Source organism: Streptomyces sp. NPDC014727 (assembly GCF_043083485.1).
Classification (GTDB): Bacteria; Actinomycetota; Actinomycetes; order Streptomycetales; family Streptomycetaceae; genus Streptomyces.
Genome location: NZ_JBIBYR010000004.1, coordinates 240710 through 265731 on the forward strand (window position 1 = coordinate 240710; position 25022 = coordinate 265731).

22 protein-coding genes, 3 pseudogenes and 1 riboswitch are annotated in these 25022 nt (G+C 67.9%); of the genes and pseudogenes, 10 read left to right on the top strand and 15 right to left on the bottom strand.

Translation table 11 applies throughout. From position 1 onward, the window contains the following. Positions 1 to 295 precede the first annotated feature (295 nt). The gene (gene dnaB, locus ACF1B9_RS09475; RefSeq protein ID WP_391741516.1) at positions 296 to 1756 is read left to right on the top strand and encodes a replicative DNA helicase; all 1461 of its coding nucleotides are present in this window, start codon (positions 296 to 298) and stop codon (positions 1754 to 1756) included. Positions 1757 to 1917: 161 nt separating this feature from the next. Here the strand turns inward: dnaB and ACF1B9_RS09480 are convergent. Both ACF1B9_RS09480 and ACF1B9_RS09485 read right to left on the bottom strand, forming a co-directional pair. Next, positions 1918 to 2331 (bottom strand): annotated as a pseudogene (locus ACF1B9_RS09480) (RNA polymerase subunit sigma-24); the annotation flags it as partial. Further along, a pseudogene (locus tag ACF1B9_RS09485) lies at positions 2301 to 2632 on the bottom strand (dienelactone hydrolase family protein); the annotation flags it as partial. The pseudogenes ACF1B9_RS09480 and ACF1B9_RS09485, both read right to left, overlap by 31 nt. 311 nt (positions 2633 to 2943) lie before the next feature. Here ACF1B9_RS09485 and ACF1B9_RS09490 point away from each other — a divergent pair. Then, entirely contained in the window at positions 2944 to 4326 is a 1383-nt protein-coding gene (locus ACF1B9_RS09490) for a serine hydrolase domain-containing protein (protein WP_391741276.1), read from the top strand. A gap of 39 nt (positions 4327 to 4365) precedes the next feature. On the opposite strand, the gene ACF1B9_RS09495 is transcribed toward ACF1B9_RS09490, so the two are convergent. The 5 genes from ACF1B9_RS09495 to ACF1B9_RS09515 form a co-directional block, all read right to left on the bottom strand. Continuing rightward, the gene (locus ACF1B9_RS09495) at positions 4366 to 5529 is read right to left on the bottom strand and encodes a winged helix DNA-binding domain-containing protein (RefSeq protein WP_391741274.1); all 1164 of its coding nucleotides are present in this window, start codon (positions 5527 to 5529) and stop codon (positions 4366 to 4368) included. Positions 5530 to 5557: 28 nt separating this feature from the next. Beyond that, positions 5558 to 6010: a GNAT family N-acetyltransferase gene (locus tag ACF1B9_RS09500; RefSeq protein WP_391741273.1), complete on the bottom strand. Its 453-nt coding sequence runs from the start codon at positions 6008 to 6010 to the stop codon at positions 5558 to 5560. Positions 6011 to 6092: 82 nt separating this feature from the next. After that, the gene (locus tag ACF1B9_RS09505) at positions 6093 to 6560 is read right to left on the bottom strand and encodes a MarR family winged helix-turn-helix transcriptional regulator (protein WP_391741271.1); all 468 of its coding nucleotides are present in this window, start codon (positions 6558 to 6560) and stop codon (positions 6093 to 6095) included. Positions 6561 to 6733: 173 nt separating this feature from the next. After that, a complete protein-coding gene (locus tag ACF1B9_RS09510) occupies positions 6734 to 7603 on the bottom strand; it encodes a GNAT family N-acetyltransferase (protein ID WP_391741270.1) in 870 nt (289 codons plus the stop codon). A gap of 5 nt (positions 7604 to 7608) precedes the next feature. Further along, positions 7609 to 8130, bottom strand: a complete 522-nt coding sequence (locus tag ACF1B9_RS09515; RefSeq protein WP_391741268.1) for a DUF2269 domain-containing protein — start codon at positions 8128 to 8130, stop codon at positions 7609 to 7611. Positions 8131 to 8662: 532 nt separating this feature from the next. On the opposite strand from ACF1B9_RS09515, the pseudogene ACF1B9_RS09520 reads away from it, so the two are divergent. Continuing rightward, positions 8663 to 9197, top strand: a pseudogene (locus ACF1B9_RS09520) (flavohemoprotein); the annotation flags it as partial. A 75-nt stretch (positions 9198 to 9272) separates the two neighbouring features. Here ACF1B9_RS09520 and ACF1B9_RS09525 read toward each other — a convergent pair. The 4 genes from ACF1B9_RS09525 to ACF1B9_RS09540 form a co-directional block, all read right to left on the bottom strand. After that, a complete protein-coding gene (locus ACF1B9_RS09525; protein ID WP_391741267.1) occupies positions 9273 to 9752 on the bottom strand; it encodes an NUDIX domain-containing protein in 480 nt (159 codons plus the stop codon). A 63-nt stretch (positions 9753 to 9815) separates the two neighbouring features. Then, positions 9816 to 10712 carry a LysR family transcriptional regulator gene (locus ACF1B9_RS09530; protein ID WP_391741265.1) on the bottom strand — a complete coding sequence of 299 codons (897 nt, stop codon included), beginning with the start codon at positions 10710 to 10712 and terminating at the stop codon, positions 9816 to 9818. A gap of 192 nt (positions 10713 to 10904) precedes the next feature. Then, complete coding sequence (locus tag ACF1B9_RS09535; RefSeq protein WP_391741263.1) at positions 10905 to 12035, bottom strand: cystathionine gamma-lyase; 1131 nt, start codon at positions 12033 to 12035, stop codon at positions 10905 to 10907. 63 nt (positions 12036 to 12098) lie between these two features. After that, a complete protein-coding gene (locus tag ACF1B9_RS09540) occupies positions 12099 to 12476 on the bottom strand; it encodes a phage holin family protein (protein ID WP_391741261.1) in 378 nt (125 codons plus the stop codon). Between the two features lie 68 nt (positions 12477 to 12544). Here ACF1B9_RS09540 and ACF1B9_RS09545 point away from each other — a divergent pair, with 68 nt between their 5' ends. The 4 genes from ACF1B9_RS09545 to ACF1B9_RS09560 all read left to right on the top strand — a co-directional run bounded on the left by ACF1B9_RS09545 (position 12545) and on the right by ACF1B9_RS09560 (position 14778). After that, positions 12545 to 12862, top strand: coding sequence for a cupin domain-containing protein (locus ACF1B9_RS09545; protein WP_351076305.1), 318 nt, complete (start codon positions 12545 to 12547; stop codon positions 12860 to 12862). A gap of 150 nt (positions 12863 to 13012) precedes the next feature. After that, on the top strand, positions 13013 to 13225 hold the full coding sequence (locus ACF1B9_RS09550; protein ID WP_093895169.1) for a DUF5326 family protein: 213 nt from the start codon (positions 13013 to 13015) through the stop codon (positions 13223 to 13225). 243 nt (positions 13226 to 13468) lie between these two features. Then, on the top strand, positions 13469 to 14239 hold the full coding sequence (locus ACF1B9_RS09555; protein ID WP_391741258.1) for an IclR family transcriptional regulator: 771 nt from the start codon (positions 13469 to 13471) through the stop codon (positions 14237 to 14239). Positions 14240 to 14340: 101 nt separating this feature from the next. Then, entirely contained in the window at positions 14341 to 14778 is a 438-nt protein-coding gene (locus tag ACF1B9_RS09560; protein ID WP_351076299.1) for an SsgA family sporulation/cell division regulator, read from the top strand. Between the two features lie 80 nt (positions 14779 to 14858). Here ACF1B9_RS09560 and ACF1B9_RS09565 read toward each other — a convergent pair whose 3' ends face one another. Further along, positions 14859 to 16181, bottom strand: coding sequence for a YibE/F family protein (locus tag ACF1B9_RS09565; protein ID WP_391741257.1), 1323 nt, complete (start codon positions 16179 to 16181; stop codon positions 14859 to 14861). A gap of 70 nt (positions 16182 to 16251) precedes the next feature. After that, positions 16252 to 16388: riboswitch (TPP riboswitch) on the top strand. Between ACF1B9_RS09565 and thiC the strand changes: the two genes are divergently transcribed. Then, positions 16381 to 18198 carry a phosphomethylpyrimidine synthase ThiC gene (thiC, locus tag ACF1B9_RS09570; protein ID WP_391741255.1) on the top strand — a complete coding sequence of 606 codons (1818 nt, stop codon included), beginning with the start codon at positions 16381 to 16383 and terminating at the stop codon, positions 18196 to 18198. (Overlaps the previous riboswitch by 8 nt.) Before the next feature lie 199 nt (positions 18199 to 18397). Here the strand turns inward: thiC and ACF1B9_RS09575 are convergent, their stop codons facing one another. The 3 genes from ACF1B9_RS09575 to ACF1B9_RS09585 form a co-directional block, all read right to left on the bottom strand. Then, entirely contained in the window at positions 18398 to 19222 is an 825-nt protein-coding gene (locus tag ACF1B9_RS09575; RefSeq protein ID WP_391741254.1) for a hypothetical protein, read from the bottom strand. Positions 19223 to 19404: 182 nt separating this feature from the next. Next, complete coding sequence (locus ACF1B9_RS09580) at positions 19405 to 20463, bottom strand: metallophosphoesterase (RefSeq protein ID WP_391741252.1); 1059 nt, start codon at positions 20461 to 20463, stop codon at positions 19405 to 19407. Between the two features lie 173 nt (positions 20464 to 20636). Further along, positions 20637 to 21749: a LacI family DNA-binding transcriptional regulator gene (locus ACF1B9_RS09585; protein ID WP_351076280.1), complete on the bottom strand. Its 1113-nt coding sequence runs from the start codon at positions 21747 to 21749 to the stop codon at positions 20637 to 20639. A 372-nt stretch (positions 21750 to 22121) separates the two neighbouring features. On the opposite strand from ACF1B9_RS09585, the gene hisC reads away from it, so the two are divergent. Together hisC and ACF1B9_RS09595 are read left to right on the top strand one after the other, a co-directional pair. After that, entirely contained in the window at positions 22122 to 23201 is a 1080-nt protein-coding gene (gene hisC, locus ACF1B9_RS09590; protein ID WP_376274506.1) for a histidinol-phosphate transaminase, read from the top strand. 307 nt (positions 23202 to 23508) lie between these two features. Continuing rightward, positions 23509 to 25020, top strand: coding sequence for a cytochrome ubiquinol oxidase subunit I (locus ACF1B9_RS09595; RefSeq protein ID WP_391741250.1), 1512 nt, complete (start codon positions 23509 to 23511; stop codon positions 25018 to 25020). The last annotated feature ends 2 nt before the right edge of the window (positions 25021 to 25022 follow it).

Below are 25022 nucleotides of genomic sequence, written 5' to 3' on the forward strand. Positions count from 1 at the left end.
ATGAGTTTGTCCACAGTGCTGTCCCCCGCTCCGTGCACAGGTTCTGCGGAGTTCTCCACAGCATCTGGTCTGCCGTCCACATGCCCTGTGGATAACCAGATTGGCTGACGGTGCATGGCGGCCTACCGTGGTCCGGCGCCCGCAGCCCGTTCCGGCCCTGGAACCCCGTAGAACTCGATGCGCCGGAACCGGAGTCGGGCGTCTTGTTTGTCGGTGCTGTGCCGTAAGAAAGAGTGGCACGGCGAGGTCCGCGGAGCGGACGGGAGGAGGTGGCCCGGTGAGCATTCCCGAGCCTTTGGACGACCCCTGGGCCGACACCGGTCCCGGTGACCGTCTGCCCGTCACCCGCCAGCGCCGAGGTGAAGGCCGGGACCGCGGCGAGCAGCACGAACGCGGCAGGGAACGCGGCGGGTGGGAGGACGGTCCCCCCGGTTTTGAGCGGGTCCCGCCCCAGGACCTCGATGCCGAGCAGTCGGTCCTCGGCGGCATGCTCCTGTCCAAGGACGCCATCGCCGACGTCGTGGAGATCATCAAGGGGCACGACTTCTACCGTCCCGCGCACGAGACCGTCTACCAGGCGATCCTCGATCTCTATGCCAAGGGCGAGCCGGCCGACCCGATCACGGTGGCGGCCGAGCTGGTCAAGCGCGGTGAGATCACCAAGGTGGGCGGGGCCCCGTATCTGCACACCCTCGTCCAGTCGGTGCCGACCGCGGCCAACGCTTCGTACTACGCGGAGATCGTTCACGAACGGGCGGTCCTGAGGCGGCTCGTCGAGGCCGGGACGAAGATCACGCAGATGGGATACGCGGCCGACGGCGATGTCGACGACATCGTGAACTCCGCGCAGGCCGAGATCTACGCCGTCACCGAGCAGCGCACCAGCGAGGACTACCTGCCGCTCGGCGACATCATGGAAGGCGCTCTCGACGAGATCGAGGCGATCGGTTCGCGCAGCGGCGAGATGACCGGGGTTCCGACCGGCTTCACCGACCTCGATGCCCTGACGAACGGACTGCACCCGGGCCAGATGGTCGTCATCGCGGCTCGTCCGGCCATGGGTAAGTCCACGCTGGCGCTCGACTTCGCTCGGGCCTGTTCGATCAAGAGCAACCTGCCCAGCGTGATCTTCTCCCTTGAAATGGGGCGCAACGAGATCGCTATGCGACTGCTCTCGGCCGAGGCACGGGTGGCGCTCCACCACATGCGCTCCGGCACCATGACAGACGAGGACTGGACACGGCTGGCCCGCCGAATGCCGGACGTCTCGGCCGCTCCCCTGTACATCGACGACTCCCCGAACCTCTCCATGATGGAGATCCGGGCGAAGTGCCGTCGTCTCAAACAGCGCAACGACCTCAAGCTCGTGGTGATCGACTATCTCCAGCTGATGCAGTCCGGTGGGTCGAAGCGCGCCGAGAGCCGCCAGCAGGAGGTCTCGGACATGTCCCGAAACCTCAAGCTGCTCGCGAAGGAGCTGCAGCTCCCGGTGATCGCGCTCTCCCAGCTGAACCGTGGTCCCGAGCAGCGCACGGACAAGAAGCCCATGGTCTCCGACCTGCGTGAATCCGGATCCATCGAACAGGACGCCGACATGGTGATCCTGCTGCACCGAGAGGACGCATACGAGAAGGAGTCCCCCCGAGCCGGCGAGGCGGACCTGATCGTGGCCAAGCACCGTAACGGCCCGACGGCGACGATCACCGTGGCCTTCCAGGGCCACTACTCGCGCTTCGTGGACATGGCACAGACCTGAGCGGTCGTGTTGTGGGGTCTCAAATTTCGCGGCACAAACTCAGCCGCGATGGCACAACGATGGCACCCATGTCGTCGTTGTGAGACTCGTCTGCGGTGATTCTGGTCCGGCGCTTCGAGGGATGCAGCGCCGACACCTTGGCTGTACGGGTCGTGCCCGGATCACCGGCCCACCGCGGTTTCCCGGTCGATGCGTGACAGCTTCTCGGGGTTGCGGACGGCGTAGAGCCCGCTGATGAGGCCGCCTTCGAGGCGTACCGCCAGGACGGTGTCGATCTGGTCACCCGTGCGCAGGAGCAGGGCCGGCCGGCCGTTGACCTGTGCCGGCTGCAAGGTTGCGGACGTGGGCCTGCTGAGCACGTCGGCCACCGCTTCGGCGCCCACGACGGGCTCCAGTGCGGCCCGTACGACTCCGCCGCCGTCGGTCAGCAGCACGACGTCCGGGGCGATCATGTCGAGCAGGCGCTGCAAATCGCCTGTTTCGACGGCCTGTTGGAAGGCGGCGAGAGCGCTGCGTGTCTGGGCCGGGGATACGACCTCGCGTGGCCGGCGCGCCCGAGTTCCAGCACGATCGCGCCCCCGGTGCCGTAGCCGATACCGGCGATCCGGTCGGGGTGGGCGAGCAGGGGGGCAAGCGCGCCAACATCTCCTGTGGGTCGGTGAACCAGCGCCCGCCGTGGAGGTCGAAGGCCAGCGCCACGTAACCCAGTTCGGCGAGGGCGTCGGCCCGGCGGCGCTGGAAGTCGTTCAGCCCCGGCCCCTCGGGCCCGACCAGGACTGCGGGCCGACGGTCGAAACCGGCGGGCAGCGCCAGGTGCCCGATCATCGTCAGGCCGTCGGCCGGGTACTCGACCGTGCGCGTTGTGACCGTCGTCATGAGACCGGACTGTAGTGATCGTCGCGCCCGATCGGGCCGGTCTTCACCGTCGGCAGAACATCGCAGGTGTGGGCCCGTGGGCGGGCACTGTGAATGGCTCTGGTTCCGACAGAGCACATCGATACCGATGCGAACCAGGCCGTCGGCCATCGCCGCAGGTCACAGCGCCGCCACAAGACAGAGGACCTGAGAAACCATACGGGCTCGGCCGCTGCTGGGCCTTGTGTTCGCGTCCTGATCGCAGGCGCCGAGCGGCCCGGGGATGTGAAATGTGTTCGCCACGGCTCGGGCTCTCCGGGTAGTTGTTGAGGATGACCTCCCCATCTGAACAATTGCTCCCCGGTACGCGGCGCGCCCTTCTGCACCGCATTGCCACCGCACAGTCGGAAGGCCGGGCGCCTTCACTCGTCGCCGCGGTACAGAGGCAGGGGCAGACCGTCTGGAGCGGCTCCCGCAGCTGCGTGGACGGCCACACACCCGACGCCGACACGCAGTTCAGGATCGGCTCGATCACCAAGACGTTCACGGCAGTGCTGGTCCTGCGACTGCGGGACGAGGGGCTTCTGGACCTGGACGACCCGCTGGAGAAGCATCTGCCCGGTACGGGCGTCGGCGGAGTCACTGTCCACCAACTCCTCGGTCACAGCGCGGGACTGGCTGCCGAGTCACCTGCGCCCTGGTGGGAGAGGACTCCGGGCACCTTGCGGCCCGAGCTTGCCGACGTACTCGGTGAGCAGCCGAGGATGCACGTTCCGGGCCGCCTCCATCACTACTCGAACCCTGGCTACACACTGCTGGGCGCGCTGATCGAGAAGGTGCGCGGGGAGAGTTGGGCGGAGGTATTGCGGCGCGAGATCCTCGAACCGCTGGGCATGCACCGTACGAGCCCCCAGCCGCAAGCGCCGCACGCAGGCGGCTGGGCCGTGCACCCCTGGGCCGATGCCATGCTGCCCGAACCGGCCGAGGATCTCGGGCTGATGGCTCCGGCCGGCCAGCTCTGGTCCACCACGGGCGACCTCCTCCGCTTCGCGGCCTTTCTGGCGGAGGGGGATGACCGAGTGCTCTGCGAGGCCTCCGTGGAGCAGATGCGTGAACCGTCCGCGCCGACCGAGCCCGGTGCCTGGGATTCCGCGTACGGCCTAGGCCTGCAGTGTGCACGGAACGATGGCCGCAGCCTCTTCGGGCACACGGGTTCGCTGCCCGGCTTCCTGGCCGCCCTGTGGATCAGCGTCGAGGACGATGTGACGGCTGTTGTCCTCACCAACACCACGTCGGGGCTGATGATCGGTGACGTGGCCGCCGACCTCGTGAAGATCGTCGCCGAGGCCGAGCCCTGTATTCCGGAGCCCTGGCGACCGCTGCCCGAGGTGGACACCGAGCTGCTCGCGTTGACCGGTCCTTGGTACTGGGGCACGCGCGCAAGCATCCTGAGGCTGACTGCGGACGGCGGGCTGGAGCTTCAGCCCCTGCGGGGCAGTGGCCGCGGCGCCCGGTTCACGGCACAGCCCGACGGTACCTGGACCGGTCTCGATGGGTATTACGCGGGGGAGACATTGCGCATCGTCAGAAACGGCGACGGCAGCGTGAACCATCTCGATCTGGGTTCGTTCGTCTTCACGCGGGAGCCGTACGACCCGGCTGCGGCCGTTCCCGGTGGTGTGGACGAGGGCGGTTGGCGGGGCCTTCGGGCCTGAGCGCCGCGTTTCACGTGAAACGGCAGAGGGCGGCCCGGCTCAGGCCGTCAGCTCCCGTTCCAGTGGGGTGCGGAAGCGCGGGGTGATCCGCGCTCGACCCACCCACTGCGACAGCCGGGACGCTTCCGCCTCGATCGCGGTGGTGGCATCCCGGCCGACGTCGGACAGCAGCCGCCAGACCGGCTCGCCATCGGCGCGCTGTGCCCAGCCGCCCACGATCTCGCCGTTCCACCACACGGTCGGGCCGATATTGCCGGACCGGTCGAAAAGTGCTTTCCGGTGTTCGGCCGGGAGATGGAAGTCACGATCGGCCCAGCCCATCGCGCTGGGGTCCAGAGCCGGAAGCAGCGCGGCCCAGGGCTCAGGGGCCGGTTCAGGTTCCAGGTCCTCCGGCAGGACCCGTCCCACGGAACCGTTGTCGAGCCGGACCTCCTCTGCTTCGATGGCTGCCAGGGCCTTGCGGGCCGGGCCCAGCCCCCAGCCCATCCACCACTTGAGATCAGCCTCGGTCGCCGGCCCGTACGACCGGAGCCAGCGCCGGGCCAACTCGGTCTGCGCCTGTGCCGGGTCCTCGAAGCGCCAGGGCTCGGACGTGGTCCAGCGGAACTGGCTGGACGTCCAGGAACCGCGTGGCCGGTCCCGCCGGATGCGGCCCTCGGCTGCCAGGATCCGGAGGACACGGGAGGCGACGCCCTGTACCGTCTCCTGCTTCTTGCCCGGAAAGACCGTGATCTTGGTTTGCAGAGCGGCCACGGAGGCGGAGAGTTCGCTTCCGGTGGTGGGGCCGTTGGCCATCAGGGCGGTAAGCACCTTGAGTTCGGTGTCGGCGAGCCAGCGCTCGTCCAGTCCATTGCAGTCATCTGCCAGGTGCTTGAGAAAGGTACGGCGTTCCTTGGCGGCCACGGCCCGGGCGTTCGACGCGTCGACGCAGGGCGCGAGTCCCTGCGGTACGACGAAGAGGGTGTTGCGCATGGAGAGTTGCCGGACCAGGGAGACGTCCTCGTAGAGAGCCCGTTCGACCGAGGCGACGCTTGCCTCGGCCATCCGGGCACACGCGGAGAGGAAGACCGTGGCGGCATCCGTTGCGTGCAGAGCGACGATCGCGTCGGCCACGGACACCGGGGACACGGCCCGTACCGACGGGGCCAGGAGGTGTCGCCGCCCGAGCCTGATCCTGCGCTGTTCGTCACTGATGTGGTGCACAGACATCCTCTCCGGTTCCGGGCCTCGGTCAGAGCGCGAGCTTGAAGCCCACATGGCTGGCGGTGAACCCCAGCCGCTCGTAGAAACGATGGGCATCGACCCGGGTCGCATCGGACGTCAACTGGACCAACTGGCAGTCCTGGCGCCGGGATTCGTCCACGGCCCATTCGATCAGCAGGGTACCGAGCCCGCTGCCGCGCTCGTCGGCGTGGACGCGGACACCCTCGATGAGCGAGCGGGTCGCGCCGCGCCGCGAGAGCCCGGGAATCACTGTCAGCTGCAGGGTTCCGACGACGCGGCCCTCGCGTACGGCCACGACCAGGTGCTGGTTCGGGTCATCCGCCAGGCGCTGGAACGCGACGCGGTACGGGGTGAGGTCGTCCGGCGACTCACGCTGTGCACCCAGCGGATCGTCGGCGAGCATGGCCACGATCGCGACGATGTCGGTGAGTGTCGCAGGGCGTATTTCCAGATCGCTCATGATCGGCAGGCTACGCAGTTCATGACGGTGGCGCGGGAGATCGTCGAGACCGTGCGGTGACCGGTCGCGGCTGCGCGGCGATTCACGCGGCCTTGACAGGGGCTTTCAGCTCTTCGACCGCTCTGATGAGCGGGGCCAGTTCGGGGTTCTTGGCGGCTTCGTCGAGAGCGGCGCGCAGCGCTGTGTCGTTGGTCGGCCTGGCCTCGGAGAGCAGCGTGAGTCCGGCCTCGGTGACATCGGTGTAGATGCCGCGGCGATCGGTGTCACAGAGATACCGGGTCAGCAGTCCGCGGTCCTCGAGGCGGGTGACCAGGCGAGTGGTGGCGCTCTGGCTGAGCACGACGGCGTCCGCGACCTGCTTCATCTGGAGATGGCCACCCGGACCGCTGTGCTGCCTGCTGAGGACATCGAGCAGGGAGTACTCCCGCACGCTGAGTCCGTGCCCGCTCTGCAAGGCCCGCTCGATACGGGCCTCGATCTTCCCGTGGAGCAGGGAGAGGGCGCACCAGCCCTGGGAGAGGGCGGTCAGTGCGGGGTCCGTCGCTGTCATGGTCTCTCCTCCGTTGTGGAGCCGCTTGCGTCCAGGATAGGCGACTACCGCAATAGCCAGCGTATTTAATTAACCCGCGTATGCAATTACCATCCCGGCCGCGGCTTCGCGACGGCTGCCGTGAAGGCTCTCGACTGACGCCTTCACCGCCTGCGGGGCGAGGTTTGAGTGAGTCAGCCCGTCGCCACGGTCAGCGGAGCGTAGCGACGGGTCCAGTCGCCCGGCAGGTCCGGGGTTCCGTACGTCATCACCGTGGTTTCGGAACCGGTCCGTAGACCGCATCGCCGGAACCAATCGAGCAGCTGCGCATGGCGCGCGTCGATATCCGCGCGCAAGGGCAGATCGGTCGCTTCCGCGAGCGAGGTGATGAGTGCCTGAGCCGTGGCGGTGTCGGGAGCGATCAGCGGGCCGACCACATGCGTACGGTCGCTCGGCCAGGCCGCCGCGTAACCGGTGAGTCTTCCTTCGTCCTCCGCGACCCGGATGTGGTCGGCGTACGCGGGCAGCCGGGCAAGGACGTGTGTCCGGTCGGAGCCGAAGACGTCCGAGTCCAGCCGGACGATGGATCGCAGGTCCTCTGCCGCGGCCGGACGAACGGTCACGGCGGACGCTCTCTCACCGGTCGGCCGGAAGAACCCGGTGACCCGCTCGACGCGGCCCACGACCGCGAAACCGAGCTGCTCATAAAGTGGTCGTCCCGCGGAGGTCGCGTACAGACTGAGGGGCGTCCCGTCGGCCTCGGCCATGACATGACGCATCAGACGCCGGGCGACTCCCTGTCGCGCATGCCGTTCGGCGACGAGCAGCATGCCGATGGCAGCCAGGCGCGGACCGTAGGAGGTCACCACACAGGCCGCCATCAGACCCTTGCCTCCGGGGTCGTCCACGCCGTAGCCCGTTCCCGCGGCAAGGAGCAGCCCCCATCTGTGCTCATCGCGTGGCCAGCCGCGGTCCTCGCAGAGGTCGGCGCAGGAGACCAGGTCGCCCAGGGTGAGGCGCCGGACAGGCAGATCGTTGAGCGGACGGGGCAGTGGGGAGGACATGAGGGTCAGGCTGTCCGACGTGGCGATCGCTCGTCCACCCCTTTACCGACCGAGACCCGCAACCGTCGGCCGCGCCGGGTCGATCCCCAGGGCTTCAGTACCGATATCGCGGTGATGAACAGATACGTTGCCGTCGCCACCGACGGAGCGACCACCAAGTCGATGTCGAGGGAGCCGCGCAGCGCCGCCTCGTTGATGCCGGGGCGCAACGAGAAGATCGACAGCGCCGTGGTGATCAGGGTGAGCCAGAACTTCGTCCAGACCCACCGGTGTCTGGCCAGCCCCCAGGGCGTGCCGAGCGCCAGCACGAGTCCGCTGGACAGGGAGAGAAGGGCGACGGGTACGAGCAGCCAGTCTCCGAAAACCTTCATGGCGCGGGTGGTGGCCTGTGCGGTGGCGGGGTCGTCGGTGAGGAAGGCTGTGATTCCGAGCGCCAGCAGGCCGACGGTCAGTCCCAGCCAGCTCACGGATATCGAAACATGCGCGACGAGGAGGCCGCGGCGGGCGGAGCGGTTGAGTGGTTTCACGTGAAACACGGTGCCGGGAACGAGGAAGTCGAGCGTCTGACAGCGGGAGTAATCGCACGTACTAGCCTCGGCGTACGACGGCGCGCCCCAGCGGCTTTGTGGGCCGGACCCGTTGGGAAGCATCTCGCGGCGGCTTTTTCGGTGGCCGGCCGGTACGCGGTCCTGCGCGGACGCGGAAGGCGGACGACCGTCGTGGATTCACGGCTCGGCCATGGGGCAATGGAGCGTCATGGGAAAGCCGGTTCGGATGCTCGGGGTTCCCGCTGTCTGTCCGGCCTGCGTTCACAGCAGGGCATGCTGGGGCAGGGGACTGCGAGCGGGAACCGGCCGGCGACCGCAACCGGGCCCGACTGCGTCCGTGGGCGGGGGCCGCAGCCGTGCGGTGCACAAGGCGACCAGAAGACGTTCTGGGCGAGGCACAGTATGGATGCTCCGGCCAGCGGGTGGACCGAAGACGGAGCGGGAAGATTTCTGATCCACCGCACTCTGACCGAGATCTCGCCGGTCGCAGACCAAGCGACCTCGTACTTCTACGCCCTGCTCTTCATCAGTCACGCGTCCCGACCAGGTCTGCCCCTTCCGCGCAGGCCAGTACGCGGCGATGGAGACCCCGTGGTGGCCCCGGAACTGGCGCCACTACTCCTTCGCCTCGGCGCCCCGTCCGGACGGTCTGCTGTCTGGGCGGCGGCACGGGCATCGCGCCCATCAAGGCGCTCGTCGAGGACGTCGCCGAGCACGGCGACCGGCGTCCGGTGGAGGTCTTCTACGGTGCACGCAGCGGTCACGACCGGTACGACATCGACACGATGATGCGGCTCCATCGGACCTGTCCCTGGCTCGCGGTGCGGCCGGTGGTCTCCACCGGCCCGGGAGCGGAGGGCGGTCTGAAGGGACTGCTGCCCGAAGTTGTGCGCGAGTGCGGTCCGCGGCACGAATACGACGCCTGTCTCTCGGGCCCGCCCGGCATGATCCGCAGCGGCGTGGACGTACTCAGGGGCATCGGCATGCCCGCCGAGAACATCCGACACGATGCCGTCGAGGAACTGGCGGCCACCGGTCCCGCCTGATCGCGGGGGTGATGTCGGCAGGCCCTGCCTCGCAGGAGCGGCGACGGCTGAGCCCTGCCCCCGGAAGCGGCGGGGTCAGCCCAGGTCGGGTGCGTGCATCGCCCGTACGCCCTCGATGTTGCCGTCCAGGTAGTGCCGCAGCGACAGCGGTACGAGATGGACCGCAGCGATCCCCATCCGGCTGAACGGCACCCGAACGACGTCGTAGTCCCCACACGGGTCGTCGATCTCGGGCCCGTGGCGCCGGGACAGGTCCATCGACTCCAGCCGGCAGACGAAGAAGTGCTGGACTTTGACGCCTTTCACCCCGCCGCCCTCGATGTGCTCCACGGTGTCGACGAAGCAGGGGACCACATCGGTGATCTTGGCACCCAGCTCCTCGTCCAGCTCGCGGTGCAGGGCGTCGACGACGGTCGCGTCCTCGGGCTCGACCCCGCCGCCCGGTGTGAGCCAGTACGGATCCACTCCGGGCTTGGTGCGCTTGATGAGGACGAGGTCGTCGCCGTCGAGCAGGATGGCGCGTGCGGTGCGCTTGACCACAGGACGTTCGGTCATGGCAAGAGCGTGGCCCACCGAACCGGTTCTGAAACACCGGAGCGGTGCCGGGCCGTCCTGCGCTCACCAGTCGGCGGCGGCGCGCAGCAGCCACTCGTGCGCCCGCGCGATGTGCGGCAGCGCGAGGGTGCCGGTCCGTACGGCCAGGAAATAGGTGCGCAGGGGAGGTACGGGAGGGTCGAGAAGTGCTACCACCTCACCCCTTTCCAGTGCGGCCTCGCACAGATAGCGCGGCAGCACGGCGAGCCCGGCACCCGCCACCGCGCACTCCAGGACCGCCCGGAGATCCGGTGCGATGACCGTTCCCGCAACGGCGGGCCGGCGGTCGAAGACGGCGGCCCAGTAGCGCGAGACGAGTGGCAGGCTCTCGTGGACCTCCACGACCGGAAGTTCGTCCAGCACCACGGGCCCTTTGTGCCGCAAGGCCCCGGGTCCCAGGCGCCCGGCCCAGCGGGGCGCGGCGATCAGGACGTGCTCTTCGTCGCAGAGCGGGGTCGCGGTGAGCAGCCCGCCGCGCGGACGGGCCGTCGCAAGGGCCAGATCGTGATGTCCGGCGGCCAGCCCCTCCAGCGTCTTCTCGGCGCCTGCGAAGAACGAACTGCGCACAGCCAGGCCCTGGGCGACGAGAGGGGTGAGCGCGGGCAGGGCCCGCATCGACGTGAATTCAGGCGGCCCGGCCAGATGCAAGGTCCGGACGCCCGACTCCTCGTCGAGCTCGGTCTCGGCGATCTCGACCAGTGCGTCCAGATGGGGTGCCGCCCGGTGCGCGAGTTCGTCGCCGATGGTCGTCGGGGTCACACCACGGGCTCTGCGCAGGAAGAGCGGACGGCCCAGCTGCCGTTCCAGGGTGCGGATCTGCGAGGTCACCGCGGGCTGGGAGAGGCCGAGCAGGGCAGCAGCCCGGGTGAAGGAGCCGGCCCGGTGCACCGTGACGAATGTACGCAGCAGGGCCAGGTCCATGTCCTGCCGCCTCCCACGCTCGCGATGCTTCGACCCGTACAACTATAAATATGTCGATAGGTCGCTGTCGCTAGCGTGATTGGACTCTGACAGAGAGTCAATTAGCCTTGTTAGGACGGTTCTTCACACCCGGAACCGGGGCGGTCCGAGCCACGAGGGGGGAGGCTCGGACCGTCCGTACCGTTGGTCGGCTCAGCTCTTGCCCAGCGCGGCGTCCAGTGCCCGTTCGACGTCGGCCACCAGGTCGTCCGGGCTCTCGGCGCCGACCGAGAAACGGATGAAGCCCTCCGGTACGGCGTCACCGCCCCAGCGTGCCCGCCGCTCGGCGGTGGAGCGCACGCCGCCGAAGCTCGTCGCGTCGTCGACCAGCCGCAGCTCGGTGAGGAAGCGCTCGGCCCGCTCGCGGTCGGGCAGCACGAACGACACCACGGAGCCGAAGCGCCGCATCTGCCGTACGGCGTTCGGATACGAAGGATCGGTGGGCAGGCCGGGGTACCGAACCCCGGTCACCTCCTCGCGCCTGCCCAGCGCCTCGGCCAGGGTCAGGGCGGTGGCGCACTGCCGGTCGAGCCGCAGCTCCAGAGTGGCCAGCGAACGGTGTGCGAGCCAGGCCTCCATCGGCCCGGGAATCGCGCCGACGACCTTGCGCCAGCGCCGCACGCCCGCTGCCAGCTCGGGATCGCGGCAGGTCACATGGCCGAGCAGGATGTCGCCGTGTCCGGTCATGCCCTTCGTGTCACTGGCCACCGAGAAGTCGGCCCCCAGTTCCAGCGGGCGCTGGCCGAGAGGCGTGGCGAGAGTGTTGTCGACGGCCACCAGGGTGCCGGCCGCGTGAGCGGCCCCGACGAGCCGACGCACGTCGCAGACATCGAGCCCCGGGTTGGACGGGGTCTCGATCCACAGCAGCCTGGCACCCTCCAGGACCGCCAGCTGGGCATCGCCGCCGGTCGGCGCGGTCCGCACCTCGACGCCGTACGCCTCCAGCTGCTCACGCACCAGCGGCAGCGCCTGGTATCCGTCGTCGGGGAGCACGATCACATCGCCCGTGCGCGCCTGGGACAGCAGAACCGCCGAGATCGCCGCCATTCCGGAGGCGAAGACGGTGGTCTCGACCTGCTCCCCCGGCGCCTCCAGCTCGCCGACGGCGCGTTCCAGATGGGTCCAGGTCGGATTGGTGTCCCGACCGTAGGTGTACGGGCCGGCCGGTTCACCGGAGAGGTGGAAATGTGCGGCGAAGACCGGGCCGGGCAGGGTGGGCTCGAACTGCTCCGGCTCGGGCAGCCCGGCCCGTACCGCCCGGGTCCCGTCACCCATGGTGCTCATACCGCTCCTCGCTTCTCCCGGTGCGCCACCGGTCCGACCTGCACTTTCTCAGGAGGTGTCGGGTCAGTCCTCGTCGGGCAGGACCACGTTCAGCGCCCACGACACGATCGAGATGATCAGGCCGCCGAGCACGGCGGTCCAGAAGCCATGGACATGGAAGCTGAGATTGAACAGACCGGCCAGCCAGGAGGTCAGCAGCAGCATGAGCGCGTTGACCACCAGGGTGATCAGACCCAGCGTGAGGATGAAGAGCGGGAAGGTGAGCAGTTTCACTATCGGCTTGACCACGAAGTTCACCAGGCCGAAGAGCAGGGCGACCAGGATCAGTGTGAGCGCCTTGCGCCCGGTGCCGCCGCCGTTCAGCGTGATGTCCTGGAGCAACCAGATGGCCACGGCCAGCGCACCTGCGTTGGCGATCGTCTTGACTACGAAATTCTTCATGTGTCTGATCGTGGCAGACACGATCGGTGGCTGACACCGGCAGATCAGAGGCAAGGGGCGGACGGGCCATGAAGGCATTCAGACTGGACGAACTGGAAGCGGAGCGGGCCGCCAACAACGGCGCGTACCTGCAGTTCGTGAAGGAACGGAACATGTCCGTCGGCCTGTACGCGCTGGACGCCGGTGAACTGGACACGCAGCAGCCGCACAAGGAGGACGAGGTCTACTTCGTCGTCAGCGGCCGCGCCTCGATCACGGTCGGCATGGAAACCACGCAGGTGGGCAGAGGAAGCGTGGTGTACGTGCCCGCCGGTGTGGCCCACAAGTTCCACCACATCACCGAGGACCTGCGGGTCATGGTGGTCTTCTCCCCGCCGGAGAGCTGAGCCCGCTCCTACGGAGGGCCGGACTCCGGTCCCAGGGATCCCTAGGGGGTCGATCAGGGGACTTCAAGGGCTGCGGAACCCCCGCCGGCCCCCTCTGCGCCTCTAGCATCGAAAGCAGGAACTCACAGAGACGAGGTAAGGACGATGGCGGTGCGGGAGATATTCGCGGGGATGCCCTGGTGGGTGAAGTGGATCGCGGTGCCGGTCATCGCGATCGTCGTGTTCGGCGGTCTGATCGCCAGCGTGGTCGGGTTCGTGATCGGTCTGCTCTTCAAGGTTCTGGTCTTCGTGATCCTGGTCGGAGGACTCGTCTTCGTCGTACGCAAGTTCATGTCATCCTCCTCCTCGCGCAGCGACTGGTAGGAAGATCGGAAACGGGGCGGAGGATTAGCCCAGCTGAGCTAAGTACAAGACGAAACGACACTCCTGGCGGATACGGCCGATATGGTGGAAATCTGCTGCCGCCACCTGGGAATTGACTGTCTGTCACCACTCTGGCCAGTGGTTTGTACGGCGTTCGGACTCCGGAGCCCAGACATGCGGCGGTTCGTGGGGGCGGCCCCCACAGGCGGGCTGACTGCCCGTCACCATGCCTGGGGGTGACCGTTGACCACGGCATCGAGCACTGCTGTCCCGACGCTGATCGGTTCGGTACAGCGAGCGCTGAGGCTGCTGGAAGCTGTGGGCGCCCATCGAGACGGGGCGCCCGCGAAGCAGCTGGCCAGGGAGGCGGGTCTTCCCCTTCCCACCGCCTACCACCTGCTGCGCACTCTGACCCATGAGGGCTATCTGCGCCGGGAGAGCGGCGTCTTTCTCTTCGGCGCCGCCGCGGAGCGCCTGGTCGGCGGAGGAACGCTGCGGAATCGTCGCAGCCGGATGACGGAGTCGCTGAGCCGCTGGCGCGACACCATCGGCGCACCGGTGTACTGCGCCGTCTACCGCGAGGGCGAGATCGAACTCGTCGCGGTCGCCGACGACCCCGTCACACCCGCGGTGGACGAGTGGGCATCCTTCCGGGAGACCGGCCACGCCCATGCGATCGGCCAGTGTCTGCTGAGCCGGCTCGACGAGAGGGCCCGCGAGGATCATCTGGACCGGCACCCCGTACGTCCGCTGACCCGCTATTCGGTGCGGGACCGCGCGGCGCTTCTGGAGAGATTGCGGTCGTTGGAACGCATGGAACCTGTCATCGAACGACAGGAGTACGCCCTGGGGACGGTCTGTGCGGCCATCCCGATCGCCGCCGGTTTCACTGCTGCAGCGATGGCTATTTCCGTACCCCTGGAGCAGGAAGACCGATTGCTCCCCGCAGTCGAACAACTACGTTGCGAAGTGGCCAGCCTCTTGCGCTCGTTCGTGTTCTCTATCAGTATCTGAAAAATCACTCCTTGTGATCTGCTATCGCGTGCACCACGATGGCGTCAATAGGGCCACGGGGGATCATTCCTGGCCAGATTCATCTACTGCGGGGTTGAACGATGCGCGAGTCGGTTCAAGCTGAGGTCATGATGAGCTTCCTCGTTTCCGAGGAGCTCTCTTTTCGGATCCCGGTGGAGCTCCGATACGAAGTCTGCGATCCATATGCGATCCGGATGACCTTCCATCTGCCCGGCGACGCCCCCGTCACCTGGGCATTCGGCCGTGAGCTGCTGCTCGACGGCCTCAACAGCCCCAGTGGGGACGGCGATGTGCACATCGGGCCCACGGAGCCCGAGGGGTTGTCCGATGTACACATCCGTCTCCAGGTGGGCACGGATCGCGCCCTCTTCAGGGCCGGTACGGCACCGCTCGTGGCCTTTCTCGACCGCACCGACAAACTCGTGCCGCTCGGGCAGGAGTGCACGTTGGGTGACTTCGAGGGCAATCTGGAAGAGGCCCTGGGCCGGATCCTCACGGAGGAACAGAACGCCGGCTGACGAGCGCGGCGCCGCAGGTCGGCCCGCCGGTCGAACACGATATCCGCCGAATGGGTGAATCGCTCTCCGTGTGGAGGCGTTCAAGCCCTCGCCCTTCGACGGCGGCCCTTCCCGGTCCGTACGGGTGCTGGAGCTACGGCTTCCGCGCCGAGCCCCGTGCGGTCCGCGGAGACGACCAGCGCGGCGAGCACGGTCGTCACCGGTACCGAGGCGACCAGTCCGATCGAGCCGACCAGCGTTCGCACGATCTCCTCCGCCACCAGTTCGCTGTTGGCCACCGTCCCTACGCTGCTCCGGGCGATCGAGAACAGCAGCAGCAGCGGCAGCGCCGCGCCCGCGTAGGCCAGCACCAGCGTATTGACGACCGAGGCGATGTGATCGCGCCCGATCCTGATCCCTGCCCGGTAGAGACCCCGCGCACCCATCGTCGGGTTCGCCTGGTGCAGCTCCCAGACCGCAGATGTCTGGGTGACCGTCACATCGTCGAGCACCCCGAGCGAGCCGATGATCACACCGGCCAGCAGTAGACCGCTCATGTCGATGTGCGGGTACAGGCCGTGGATGAGGCCGGTGCTGTCATCGGTGTTGCCGGTCAGGCCGGCCCAGCCGATGAAGAGTGATCCGAGCAGCCCGATCAGCAGCAGGGAGATCAGGGTGCCGATGACGGCGACCGAGGTGCGGGCGGTCAGGCCGTGGCACATGTAGAGCGCGATCAGCATGATCGCACTGGCCCCGATCACTGCGACGAGCAGTGGATTCGAGCCCTGTAGGACGGCCGGGAGGATGAACAGCGTCAGCACGGCGAACGACACCGCGAGCGCGACCAGCGCCATCACGCCACGCATCCTGCCCACCGCGACCACCACCAGGGCGAAGACCCCGGCCAGCAGCGTCATCGGGAACTTCCGGTTCACATCCGTCACCGAGTACTGCAGATCATGGGGGGCGTCGGGGGCGTACGCCACGACCACGCCCTGTCCCTCGCGCAACTGACGTGGTGCGTCGGGCTGGACGATCTCGAGGAAGGTCCGGCCCTCGTCATGGCCGGTCGTCACTTCGACGGTGGCTTTCTCGCACAGCCCCGCCCCGTTCCCCAGCGGCGTCGTGGTGTCGCCACTGGTGGGCATCTGGGCAGCGTTCACTTCCTTGCAGTCCACCTTGTCGATCTTCACCACCTTGGCCTGCTGGGTCTGCTGGTCGAAACCGACACCGGTCCGCTCGTGCGGGGGCGCACCTCCCGGCCAGAGCGCCACCAAGCCGACGACGACCGCGGTGGCGAACGGGATCAGTACGGCGGCGATGACCTTGCGCAGATGCTTGGAGACGGGCGCTGCGGGGCCGTGGCCGTGTGAATGGCCATGCTGAGGGCCCTGCGGGTCGGGGTCGTTCTGGGGGGACGTCACCGGCCGATCATCGCAAGAAGAAAAGGGCCCTCTGTTCATTCCGCCGGACGGGGCGCTAGCGTGGGGGGACCTTTGCACACGCGGGAGCTCGGAGCACCGGGCTGAGAGGGCGCTGATATCCGTACATCTGTACGGGACAGGCTGCTGCGCCGACCGCCGAACCTGTTACCGGGTAATGCCGGCGTAGGGAGTAGGTCTCATGACCACATCGGACGCACGCACGCCTGCCTCGAACCAGAGCGACGAGGCCGGGAAGTCCATCGGCTGGCACAAGGGGTACGTCCAGGGCTCACGCCCGGACCTCCGGGTGCCGGTCCGTCAGGTGCACCTCACCAACGGCAAGGACGTGACGCTGTACGACACGTCGGGGCCGTACACCGATCCCACCACCGAGACCGATGTCCGTCGCGGTCTCGCACCGCTGCGGGAGAACTGGATCACCGCGCGCGGCGACACCGAGGAGTACCCGGGTCGCCCGGCCCGCCCCGAGGACGACGGGCTCAAGCACACCTCGCCGCGAATGGGGTCTCCCCTGCTCGAGCGAAGCCGAGAGCTCGGGGAAGGGCTGCGCAACCTCGACGCCGTCTTCCCCGGCCGCCCGCGGCTGCCCCGCCGCAGCCGGGACGGCCGGCCGGTCACCCAGCTCGCATACGCCCGCCGGGGCGAGATCACTCCGGAGATGGAGTACGTGGCGATCCGGGAGGACGTCGAACCCGAGGTGGTGCGCGAGGAGATCGCCGCGTGCCGGGCCGTGCTGCCGGCCAATGTCAACCATCCCGAGACCGAGCCGATGATCATCGGCAAGCGGTTCCTGGTGAAGGTCAATGCAAACATCGGCAACTCCGCGGTGACGTCCTCCATCGAGGAGGAGGTGGAGAAGATGACATGGGCGACGCGCTGGGGCGCCGACACGGTCATGGACCTTTCCACCGGACGCAACATTCACACCACCCGTGAGTGGGTTCTGCGCAACTCCCCTGTGCCGATCGGCACCGTTCCCCTCTACCAGGCCCTCGAAAAGGTCGACGGCAAGGCCGAGGAGCTGACCTGGGAGATCTACAAGGACACCGTCATCGAGCAGGCCGAGCAGGGCGTCGACTACATGACGGTTCACGCCGGCGTGCGCCTGCCGTACGTTCCGCTGACCGCCCGCCGCAAGACCGGCATCGTCTCCCGCGGCGGCTCGATCATGGCGGCGTGGTGCCTCGCGCACCACAAGGAGTCGTTCCTGTACGAGCACTTCGAGGAGCTCTGCGAGATTCTCGCCACGTACGACGTGACGTACTCGCTGGGCGACGGGCTGCGCCCCGGGTCGATCGCCGATGCGAACGACGAGGCCCAGTTCGCCGAACTGCGCACGCTCGGTGAACTGAACACGATCGCCAAGCGGTTCGGCGTGCAGACCATGATCGAGGGGCCGGGTCATGTCCCGATGCACAAGATCAAGGAGAACATCGACCTGCAGCAGGAGATCTGCGAGGAGGCGCCGTTCTACACGCTCGGCCCGCTGACCACCGATGTCGCTCCGGCGTACGACCACATCACCTCGGGCATCGGTGCGGCGATGATCGCCTGGTGGGGCACGGCGATGCTCTGTTATGTCACGCCCAAGGAGCACCTGGGCCTGCCCAATCGGGACGATGTGAAGACCGGCGTCATCACGTACAAGATCGCGGCTCATGCGGCGGACCTCGCCAAGGGGCACCCGGGGGCGCAAGACTGGGACGACGCGCTCTCCGACGCACGCTTCGAATTCCGCTGGGAGGACCAGTTCAACCTGGCTCTCGACCCGGTCACGGCAAGGGAGTTCCATGACGAGACGCTGCCGGCCGAGCCTGCGAAGACGGCGCACTTCTGCTCGATGTGCGGCCCGAAGTTCTGTTCGATGAAGATCTCCCAGGACATCCGTCGTCAACACGGCGGTGGTTCCCAGGCGGAGATCGACGAGGGTATGGCGGAGAAGTCCAGGGAATTCGCGGCGGCGGGCAACCGCGTCTATCTGCCGATCGCGGACTGAGCCCGTCGCACGGCGCCGGGGTGGCGAAGGTCTTCTCACGGACTTTCGCCACCCGTCCGCCGCTCTCCGGGTGCGCGGCGGGACCGGGGCGCGGTGGCGTCGGAGAGCCGGCGAACGAGGCGGCGCGGGAGCCGACTGATCATCAGGCTCGCGCTGTGGCAGGGGACGTACCAGCGTTCGTCGATACGACCGGACCCGGTCAGTCCGGTTCGTGCTCGGGCCCGCCGAAGTCGGGGCTGGTGAAGTCCGGGCTGGTGAACGTCGGGCGTGGGCCTGCCGCCGGGCCCTCGTCCGGGCTCGTGAAGTCCGGTCTGCTGTAGCCGATCTTCGGGATGCGGTTCGCCGAGCGATGCGGTGTGCGCGATGCCCGGCCGGCCTCGGGGTCGGCGAGCGCGTCCCTGAGGAACGGCAGGATGCCGCGTTCCAGCAGCGCGTGGCGCCATGCCTCCCGGGCGCGTGCCACATCCTCCGGCAGCTCGTCCTCGGCGTCCTCGGAGGGCTGCGACGTCGAGCCGTTGCGCAGCGCGGTGATGAGCAGTCCGACGGCGGCGGCGAGGATCGCGGCGGCCATCACCGCCGCGAAGAACCAGCCTGCGGTGACCATGGTGGAGGCGAAGGACGGCGGCGGGCTGAGCAGTTTCAGCAGATAGCCGGCCAGCAGGAATATGAATGCGGCGGTGCCGGCGAGCACGGGCGCCAGGACCGTTATGACAGCCCCTACGCCGGCGCCCGACCGGTTCTGACGGCCTGTGCCGGGACCGGCGCCCGAATCCTCGCCCGCTCCTTCGACCGGTCCACGCAGCTCCTGCCGGGCCTTCACATAGTGCTCGTACTCGGTGGCGGCCGTGGCGGTGATCAGCGCCGTGGCGTCCAGCGCCATGGTGCGCAACTGGACGGCATTGAGTCGCTCGCCGACCGCGGCCAGATCCGGTCGTTCGTGTGCGTGACGCAGTGCGTCGTCGAGGATCCGCTCGTACTCGGGGCGGTCCTCGGTCAGCAGGTGCGGAGCGCTTTTCATGTGCATCCCCCGATGCTCCGTTGGGCCTGAGTGCCCGCTCGGACCGGGCAGTTGGGCGGAAACGGAGGAGAGCCTGCTACTGATACGCCGATGGTAGAGCGCCCACGGCACGGGGTGACAGGGGGTTTCCGGAAATAGGCCCAGTGATCGGCGTGGTCAGGTCGTGGAAGCGTCTTCCCGGAAGAACGTCAGTCATGCAGGGGCAGTTGGACGACCAGTAGCTTTCCGGCCATGGTCACTCCGCCGTCCATGGCGATGGCGAGGCCGTCCGCGTAGACGTGCGGCCCTTCGACCACGGGGCCGGAACCGTCCTCCCCGTCCTCCGAGCCGACCTCGCCGAGAAGGTACGGAATGGGACTGTGACCATGGACGATGCGCTGTCCGCCATAGGCCGACATCAGCTCCCGGACGGCCTGCGGACCCGCCTCGTCGCGGAAGGCGAACCGCTTGGTGAGCTTCCGGAACAGGTCCCAGCACTCGTCGGCGTCGTTACGCGTGAGAATGGCGTGCACGGTGTCGTTGACGTCCTCGATGTTGGTGCCGTAGTCGAGGTACGCCGTCGTGTCGGAGTGCATCAGCAGATGCCCGTCCTCCTCGACGACCGCGTCGAGCCGGGACATCCACTGGAGGTGGACATCCTGAAGCCGCTCCATGTCGTTCTTCTGGCCGCCGTTGAGCAGCCAGGCGGCCTGGAAGGTGGCGGTGCCCGCACCGGAGTTCACCGGGGTGTCGCCGAACCGCTTGGCGCCGATGAGCAGCAGTTCGTGATTGCCCATCAGGGCCTTGCAGTAGCCGCCGGCGGCCGCTGCCTCGGCGGAGAGACGCATCACCAGGTCGATGACGCCGATGCCGTCGGGGCCGCGGTCGGTGAAGTCACCGAGGAACCAGAGCCGGGCATTGCCCGCGGACCAGTTGCCCTCTGTGTCGATGAGGCCCTGTTCGGCGAGGGCGGCGTGGAGCTCGTCCAGATAGCCGTGGACATCGCCGACGACGTACAGCGGTCCGAGCCCCGGCTCCGGGACGGGCCGGGGGTCGGGGACGGCCCGCACCTGGACGGTGTCACCGCGGTTGATCACGGGGAGATCGCGCTCGGTGGGGGTGTACCCCTCAGGCAGTTCGTCTTCCGGGACCGCGTGGCCCGGGTGCGGCGATGAAGGCGGCACCGGGGTCTGCGCATAGGGCGGTACGCGGAAGTCACGCAACGTCGCAGTCCGCACCACGGGTTCCTGACCGGCCCCCTGTGTCATCGACCCCTCCACCACCGTCGCGCCGCCGTACACCTGACGGGCCCTGCTGGTCGGGGTGGTCCGCGGTGTCGTGCGCCCATCATAGGAATGCGAATCGTGCTCTGTGACGCACCAGGGGTGGTGAATCCGGGCGCACGTCAGGTTCACCGGCCGATTGGTCCGAAATCGCCTGATCAGTCCCCCGCGGGGGAGCGGGGCGCGCTGACCGTGGTGCGGGGTGGACGGCGTTGCGAGGACGTCCGGACGATGAGCTCCGTCGGTATCACCTGCTCCACCGGTCCGTCGTGATCGACGCCTTCGATGGCGTCGATCAGGAGCTGGACGACCGCCGTGCCGATTCTGCGCGGCTTGAGCGACAGGGTGGTGATGGGGGGTTCGGTCGTCGCGTACACCGTGGACTCGCTGCAGCAGACCAGCAGGAGGTCCTCGGGGACGCGCAGGCCGTATCTGCGGGCGGCAGCCAGGAGATCGGTGCCGTTGGGGTCGAAAAGCCCGTATACGGCGTCGGGTCGGTCGGGGCGGGCCAGCAGCCGGTCGGCGGCGACCGCGCCCGCGCACGGGTCGTGGGCGGGATAGGACTCGTACACCGGATCCTGGCCCACGCGCTCGCACCAGTGGAGGTAGGCGGTGGTGGAGAGCCGGGTGTATGTGTCGGTGGTGGTGCCGGTGAGCAGGCCGATGCGGCGGGCCCCGGCGGCGGCGAGATGGTCGAGGAGGTCGAGCACGGCGGCCCGGTGGTCGTTGTCGACCCATGCGGTGACCGGGAGCGTTCCGGCCGGCCGGCCGTCCGAGACGACGGGCAGACCCTGGCGTACGAGCTCCGTGACGACCGGGTCCTGGTCGGAGGGGTCGATCACGACGGTGCCGTCGAGAGCGACGTTCGACCAGACGTCGTGGCGTGAGGTGGCGGGCAGGATGACGAGGGCGTAGCCGCGGGCGAGCGCGGCGGAGGTGGCCGCTCTGGCCATCTCGGCGAAGTAGGCGAACTCCGTGAAGGTGAAGGGTTCGTCCCCGTACGTCGTCACGGTCAGGCCGATGAGGCCGGACTTGCCGGTACGGAGGGTTCGGGCCGCGGCGGAAGGGCGGTAGCCCAGGCGCTCAGCGACCTCACGGACATGGCGGCGGGTGGCGTCCGGGAGCCTGCCCTTGCCGTTGAGCGCGTCGGAGACGGTCGTGATGGAGACGCCGGCGGCGGCGGCCACATCCCGGATTCCCGCTCGTCCCTGCCGGCCGCCGCGCCGGGGTGTCTCCGTCCGGCTCACCTGGTGCTTCCCTGCTGCTGTCATGGCGAGCCGATAGTAGGGCTCGGACAGGCGGTTGGCCCGGCTGCATATTCACTTACTGGCAGGCACGTTTTTGCATGATCATTAGACGTCAAACGCCTTGTAAAGCAAGAGTGTTGGCTGGATCCACCGTTATGTTTCATGCATCGAACCCGCTGGGCCTGCTAAACGGCCGATGTCTCGAAGAGGTCTCATCTCACCTCTTCGGGGGACGCGCGCCACGGCGTGAGCCACCGGCGCACGTCAAAGAGAGAAGCGCTCCCCCTCGATTCCCGGTCGCACCGGACGATTGGATGCTTCGACCATTCGCAGCAGCGCCCAATCCTCATAAGGTGAGCAGTATTGATGTGTACAGACGGTCGAGGAGGACCTGCGGTGAGCGAGACGAGCCCCAAGCTGCGCGCCGAGCTGGACGGCGTCCCCGCCTATGTGCCGGGCAAGCCGGCTGCTGCCGACGGACCGGTTGCGTTCAAGCTGTCCTCCAACGAGAACCCGTATCCGCCGCTGCCCGGTGTGATGGAGTCGGCCCTCGCCGCGGCTGCGAACTTCAACCGTTACCCGGACATGGCCTGCACCGGTCTGATGAACGAGCTGGCCGACCGTTTCGGTGTGCCCGTCTCCCATCTCGCCACCGGAACCGGCTCGGTCGGTGTGGCGCAGCAGCTGCTCCAGGCCACTTCGGGGCCGGGCGACGAGGTCATCTACGCCTGGCGCTCCTTCGAGGCGTACCCGATCATCACGCAGGTCAGCGGAGCGACCTCGGTGAAGGTTCCGCTGACCGACGGTGAGGTGCACGACCTCGACGCGATGGCGGACGCGATCACGGACCGCACCCGGATGATCTTCGTCTGCAATCCGAACAACCCGACCGGCACGGTGGTGCGCCGGGCCGAGCTGGAGCGGTTCCTGGACCGGGTGCCGAGCGATGTCCTGGTGGTGCTCGACGAGGCGTACAAGGAGTTCATCCGCGACGTCGAGGTGCCGGACGGCATCGAGATCTACCGGGACCGGCCCAATGTGGCGGTGCTGAGGACGTTCTCCAAGGCCTACGGCCTGGCGGGGCTGCGGGTCGGCTTCGCCGTGGCCCATGAGCCGGTGGCGGCGGCGCTGCGCAAGACGGCGGTGCCCTTCGGGGTCAGCCAGCTCGCGCAGGACGCGGCGGTGGCCTCGCTGCGTGCCGAGGACGAACTCCTGGGGCGGGTCGGCTCCCTGGTGTGTGAGCGCGACCGGGTGCAGCGGACGCTGGCGGAGCAGGGCTGGACGGTGCCGGAGTCCCAGGCGAACTTCGTCTGGCTGCGGCTCGGGGACCGTACCGCCGACTTCGCCGCGGTGTGCGAGCGGGCCGGTGTGGTGGTCAGGCCGTTCGCGGGCGAGGGCGTGCGGGTCTCGATCGGGGAGGACGAGGCGAACGATCTGTTCCTGAAGGTGACGGAGTCGTACCGCAAGGACCTGTAGAGCGGCGCGCGGCCACCTGCGCGCATCTGAGGCCCCGGGCCCCGTACCTCGTCGCCGAGGTACGGGGCCTTCGCGTTCCAGGCCGTGGGCGGAGTCCGGACCGCCGCGCTCCGGGGGTGTCTGCTTCGGGGGGATTGATCGGAACATCCCAAGAGGGGTACCCCGCCCGAACGTCCCGAAAGTCCGTGCGCCATAATTGCTTGTGAATGTGAACGCGTTCACAAGCCTGTCCTGTTTCATCCCGTGATTAGTCGGATTTAAAGGGCAAACTGCCGGTGCGACTACGGTGACGTAAGGAGAAGACGACGTGGAGCTAGCTCTGGCGCCGGAAACCCTGGCGCGATGGCAGTTCGGTATCACCACCGTCTACCACTTCCTGTTCGTCCCCCTGACGATCTCTCTCGCCGCGCTCACCGCCGGCCTGCAGACCGCCTGGGTGCGTACGAACAAGGAGAAGTACCTCAGAGCGACGAAGTTCTGGGGCAAGCTTTTCCTGATCAACATCGCCATGGGCGTCGTCACCGGCATCGTCCAGGAGTTCCAGTTCGGCATGAACTGGTCCGACTACTCGCGGTTCGTCGGTGACATCTTCGGTGCCCCGCTCGCGTTCGAGGCACTGATCGCCTTCTTCTTCGAGTCCACCTTCATCGGGCTGTGGATCTTCGGCTGGGACAAGCTCCCGAAGAAGATCCATCTCGCCTGCATCTGGATGGTCTCCATCGGGACCATCCTGTCCGCGTACTTCATCCTGGCGGCCAACTCCTGGATGCAGCACCCGGTGGGCTACCGGATCAACAAGGAACGCGGCCGGGCCGAGCTGACCGACTTCTGGCATGTGCTCACACAGAACACCGCGCTCGCCCAGTTCTTCCACACCATCACCGCCGCCTTCCTGGTCGGAGGCGCGTTCATGGTCGGTATCGCCGCCTTCCACCTGGCACGCAAGAAGCACATCCCGGTGATGCGGACCTCGCTGCGGCTCGGTCTGGTCACCGTGGTGATCGCCGGGCTCCTCACCGCCATCAGCGGTGACCAGCTGGGCAAGGTCATGTTCAAGCAGCAGCCGATGAAGATGGCCGCCGCCGAGGCGCTCTGGGAGGGTCAGGACGCGGCGCCCTTCTCGATCTTCGCGGTCGGCGACGTGGCCAAGGGCCACAACACCGTGGAGATCTCCATCCCGGGGATACTGTCCTTCCTGGCGGACGACAGCTTCACCTCGCACGTCCCCGGCATCAACGACATCAACAAGGCCGAGCAGGACAAGTTCGGTCCCGGCGACTACCGGCCCAACATCCCGGTCGCTTTCTGGAGCTTCCGCTGGATGATCGGCTTCGGGATGGCGTCCTTCGCCCTCGGCCTCCTCGGACTGTGGCTGACGCGGAAGAAGTTCATGCTGCCGCCGGGGATGCGGACCGGCGAGGACGAAGTGCCCCACCTGGTCCTCTTCAAGAACAAGGCCCTCAGCCCCAAGCTCGCCAAGTGCTACTGGATCGTCGCGCTCTGGACGCTGCTCTTCCCGCTGATCGCCAACTCCTGGGGCTGGATCTTCACCGAGATGGGCCGCCAGCCCTGGGTCGTCTACGGAGTGTTCCAGACCCGCGACGCGGTCTCCCCCGGTGTCTCGCAGGGCGAGGTGCTCACCTCGATGATCGGCTTCACCCTGCTCTACGCCGCGCTCGCGGTGATCGAGGTCAAGCTGCTCGTGAAGTACATCAAGGCCGGACCGCCGGAACTCACGGAGGCCGACCTCAACCCGCCCACCAAGATCGGCGGCGACGACCATGGCGACGCCGACCGGCCGATGGCCTTCTCCTACTGAGA

What these genes read in the sequence shown, in the direction of transcription:
- ACF1B9_RS09560 (WP_351076299.1), top strand. Translation starts at nt 14,341, where the DNA reads ATGCGCGAGTCGGTTCAAGCTGAGGTCATGATGAGCTTCCTCGTTTCC.
- ACF1B9_RS09545 (WP_351076305.1), top strand. Translation starts at nt 12,545, where the DNA reads ATGAAGGCATTCAGACTGGACGAACTGGAAGCGGAGCGGGCCGCCAAC.
- ACF1B9_RS09585 (WP_351076280.1), bottom strand. Translation starts at nt 21,749, where the DNA reads ATGACAGCAGCAGGGAAGCACCAGGTGAGCCGGACGGAGACACCCCGG.
- ACF1B9_RS09510 (WP_391741270.1), bottom strand. Translation starts at nt 7,603, where the DNA reads ATGTCCTCCCCACTGCCCCGTCCGCTCAACGATCTGCCTGTCCGGCGC.
- ACF1B9_RS09580 (WP_391741252.1), bottom strand. Translation starts at nt 20,463, where the DNA reads ATGACACAGGGGGCCGGTCAGGAACCCGTGGTGCGGACTGCGACGTTG.
- ACF1B9_RS09540 (WP_391741261.1), bottom strand. Translation starts at nt 12,476, where the DNA reads ATGAAGAATTTCGTAGTCAAGACGATCGCCAACGCAGGTGCGCTGGCC.
- ACF1B9_RS09525 (WP_391741267.1), bottom strand. Translation starts at nt 9,752, where the DNA reads ATGACCGAACGTCCTGTGGTCAAGCGCACCGCACGCGCCATCCTGCTC.
- ACF1B9_RS09500 (WP_391741273.1), bottom strand. Translation starts at nt 6,010, where the DNA reads ATGAGCGATCTGGAAATACGCCCTGCGACACTCACCGACATCGTCGCG.
- ACF1B9_RS09530 (WP_391741265.1), bottom strand. Translation starts at nt 10,712, where the DNA reads ATGGACCTGGCCCTGCTGCGTACATTCGTCACGGTGCACCGGGCCGGC.
- ACF1B9_RS09490 (WP_391741276.1), top strand. Translation starts at nt 2,944, where the DNA reads ATGACCTCCCCATCTGAACAATTGCTCCCCGGTACGCGGCGCGCCCTT.
- thiC (WP_391741255.1), top strand. Translation starts at nt 16,381, where the DNA reads ATGACCACATCGGACGCACGCACGCCTGCCTCGAACCAGAGCGACGAG.
- ACF1B9_RS09575 (WP_391741254.1), bottom strand. Translation starts at nt 19,222, where the DNA reads ATGCACATGAAAAGCGCTCCGCACCTGCTGACCGAGGACCGCCCCGAG.
- ACF1B9_RS09505 (WP_391741271.1), bottom strand. Translation starts at nt 6,560, where the DNA reads ATGACAGCGACGGACCCCGCACTGACCGCCCTCTCCCAGGGCTGGTGC.
- ACF1B9_RS09535 (WP_391741263.1), bottom strand. Translation starts at nt 12,035, where the DNA reads ATGAGCACCATGGGTGACGGGACCCGGGCGGTACGGGCCGGGCTGCCC.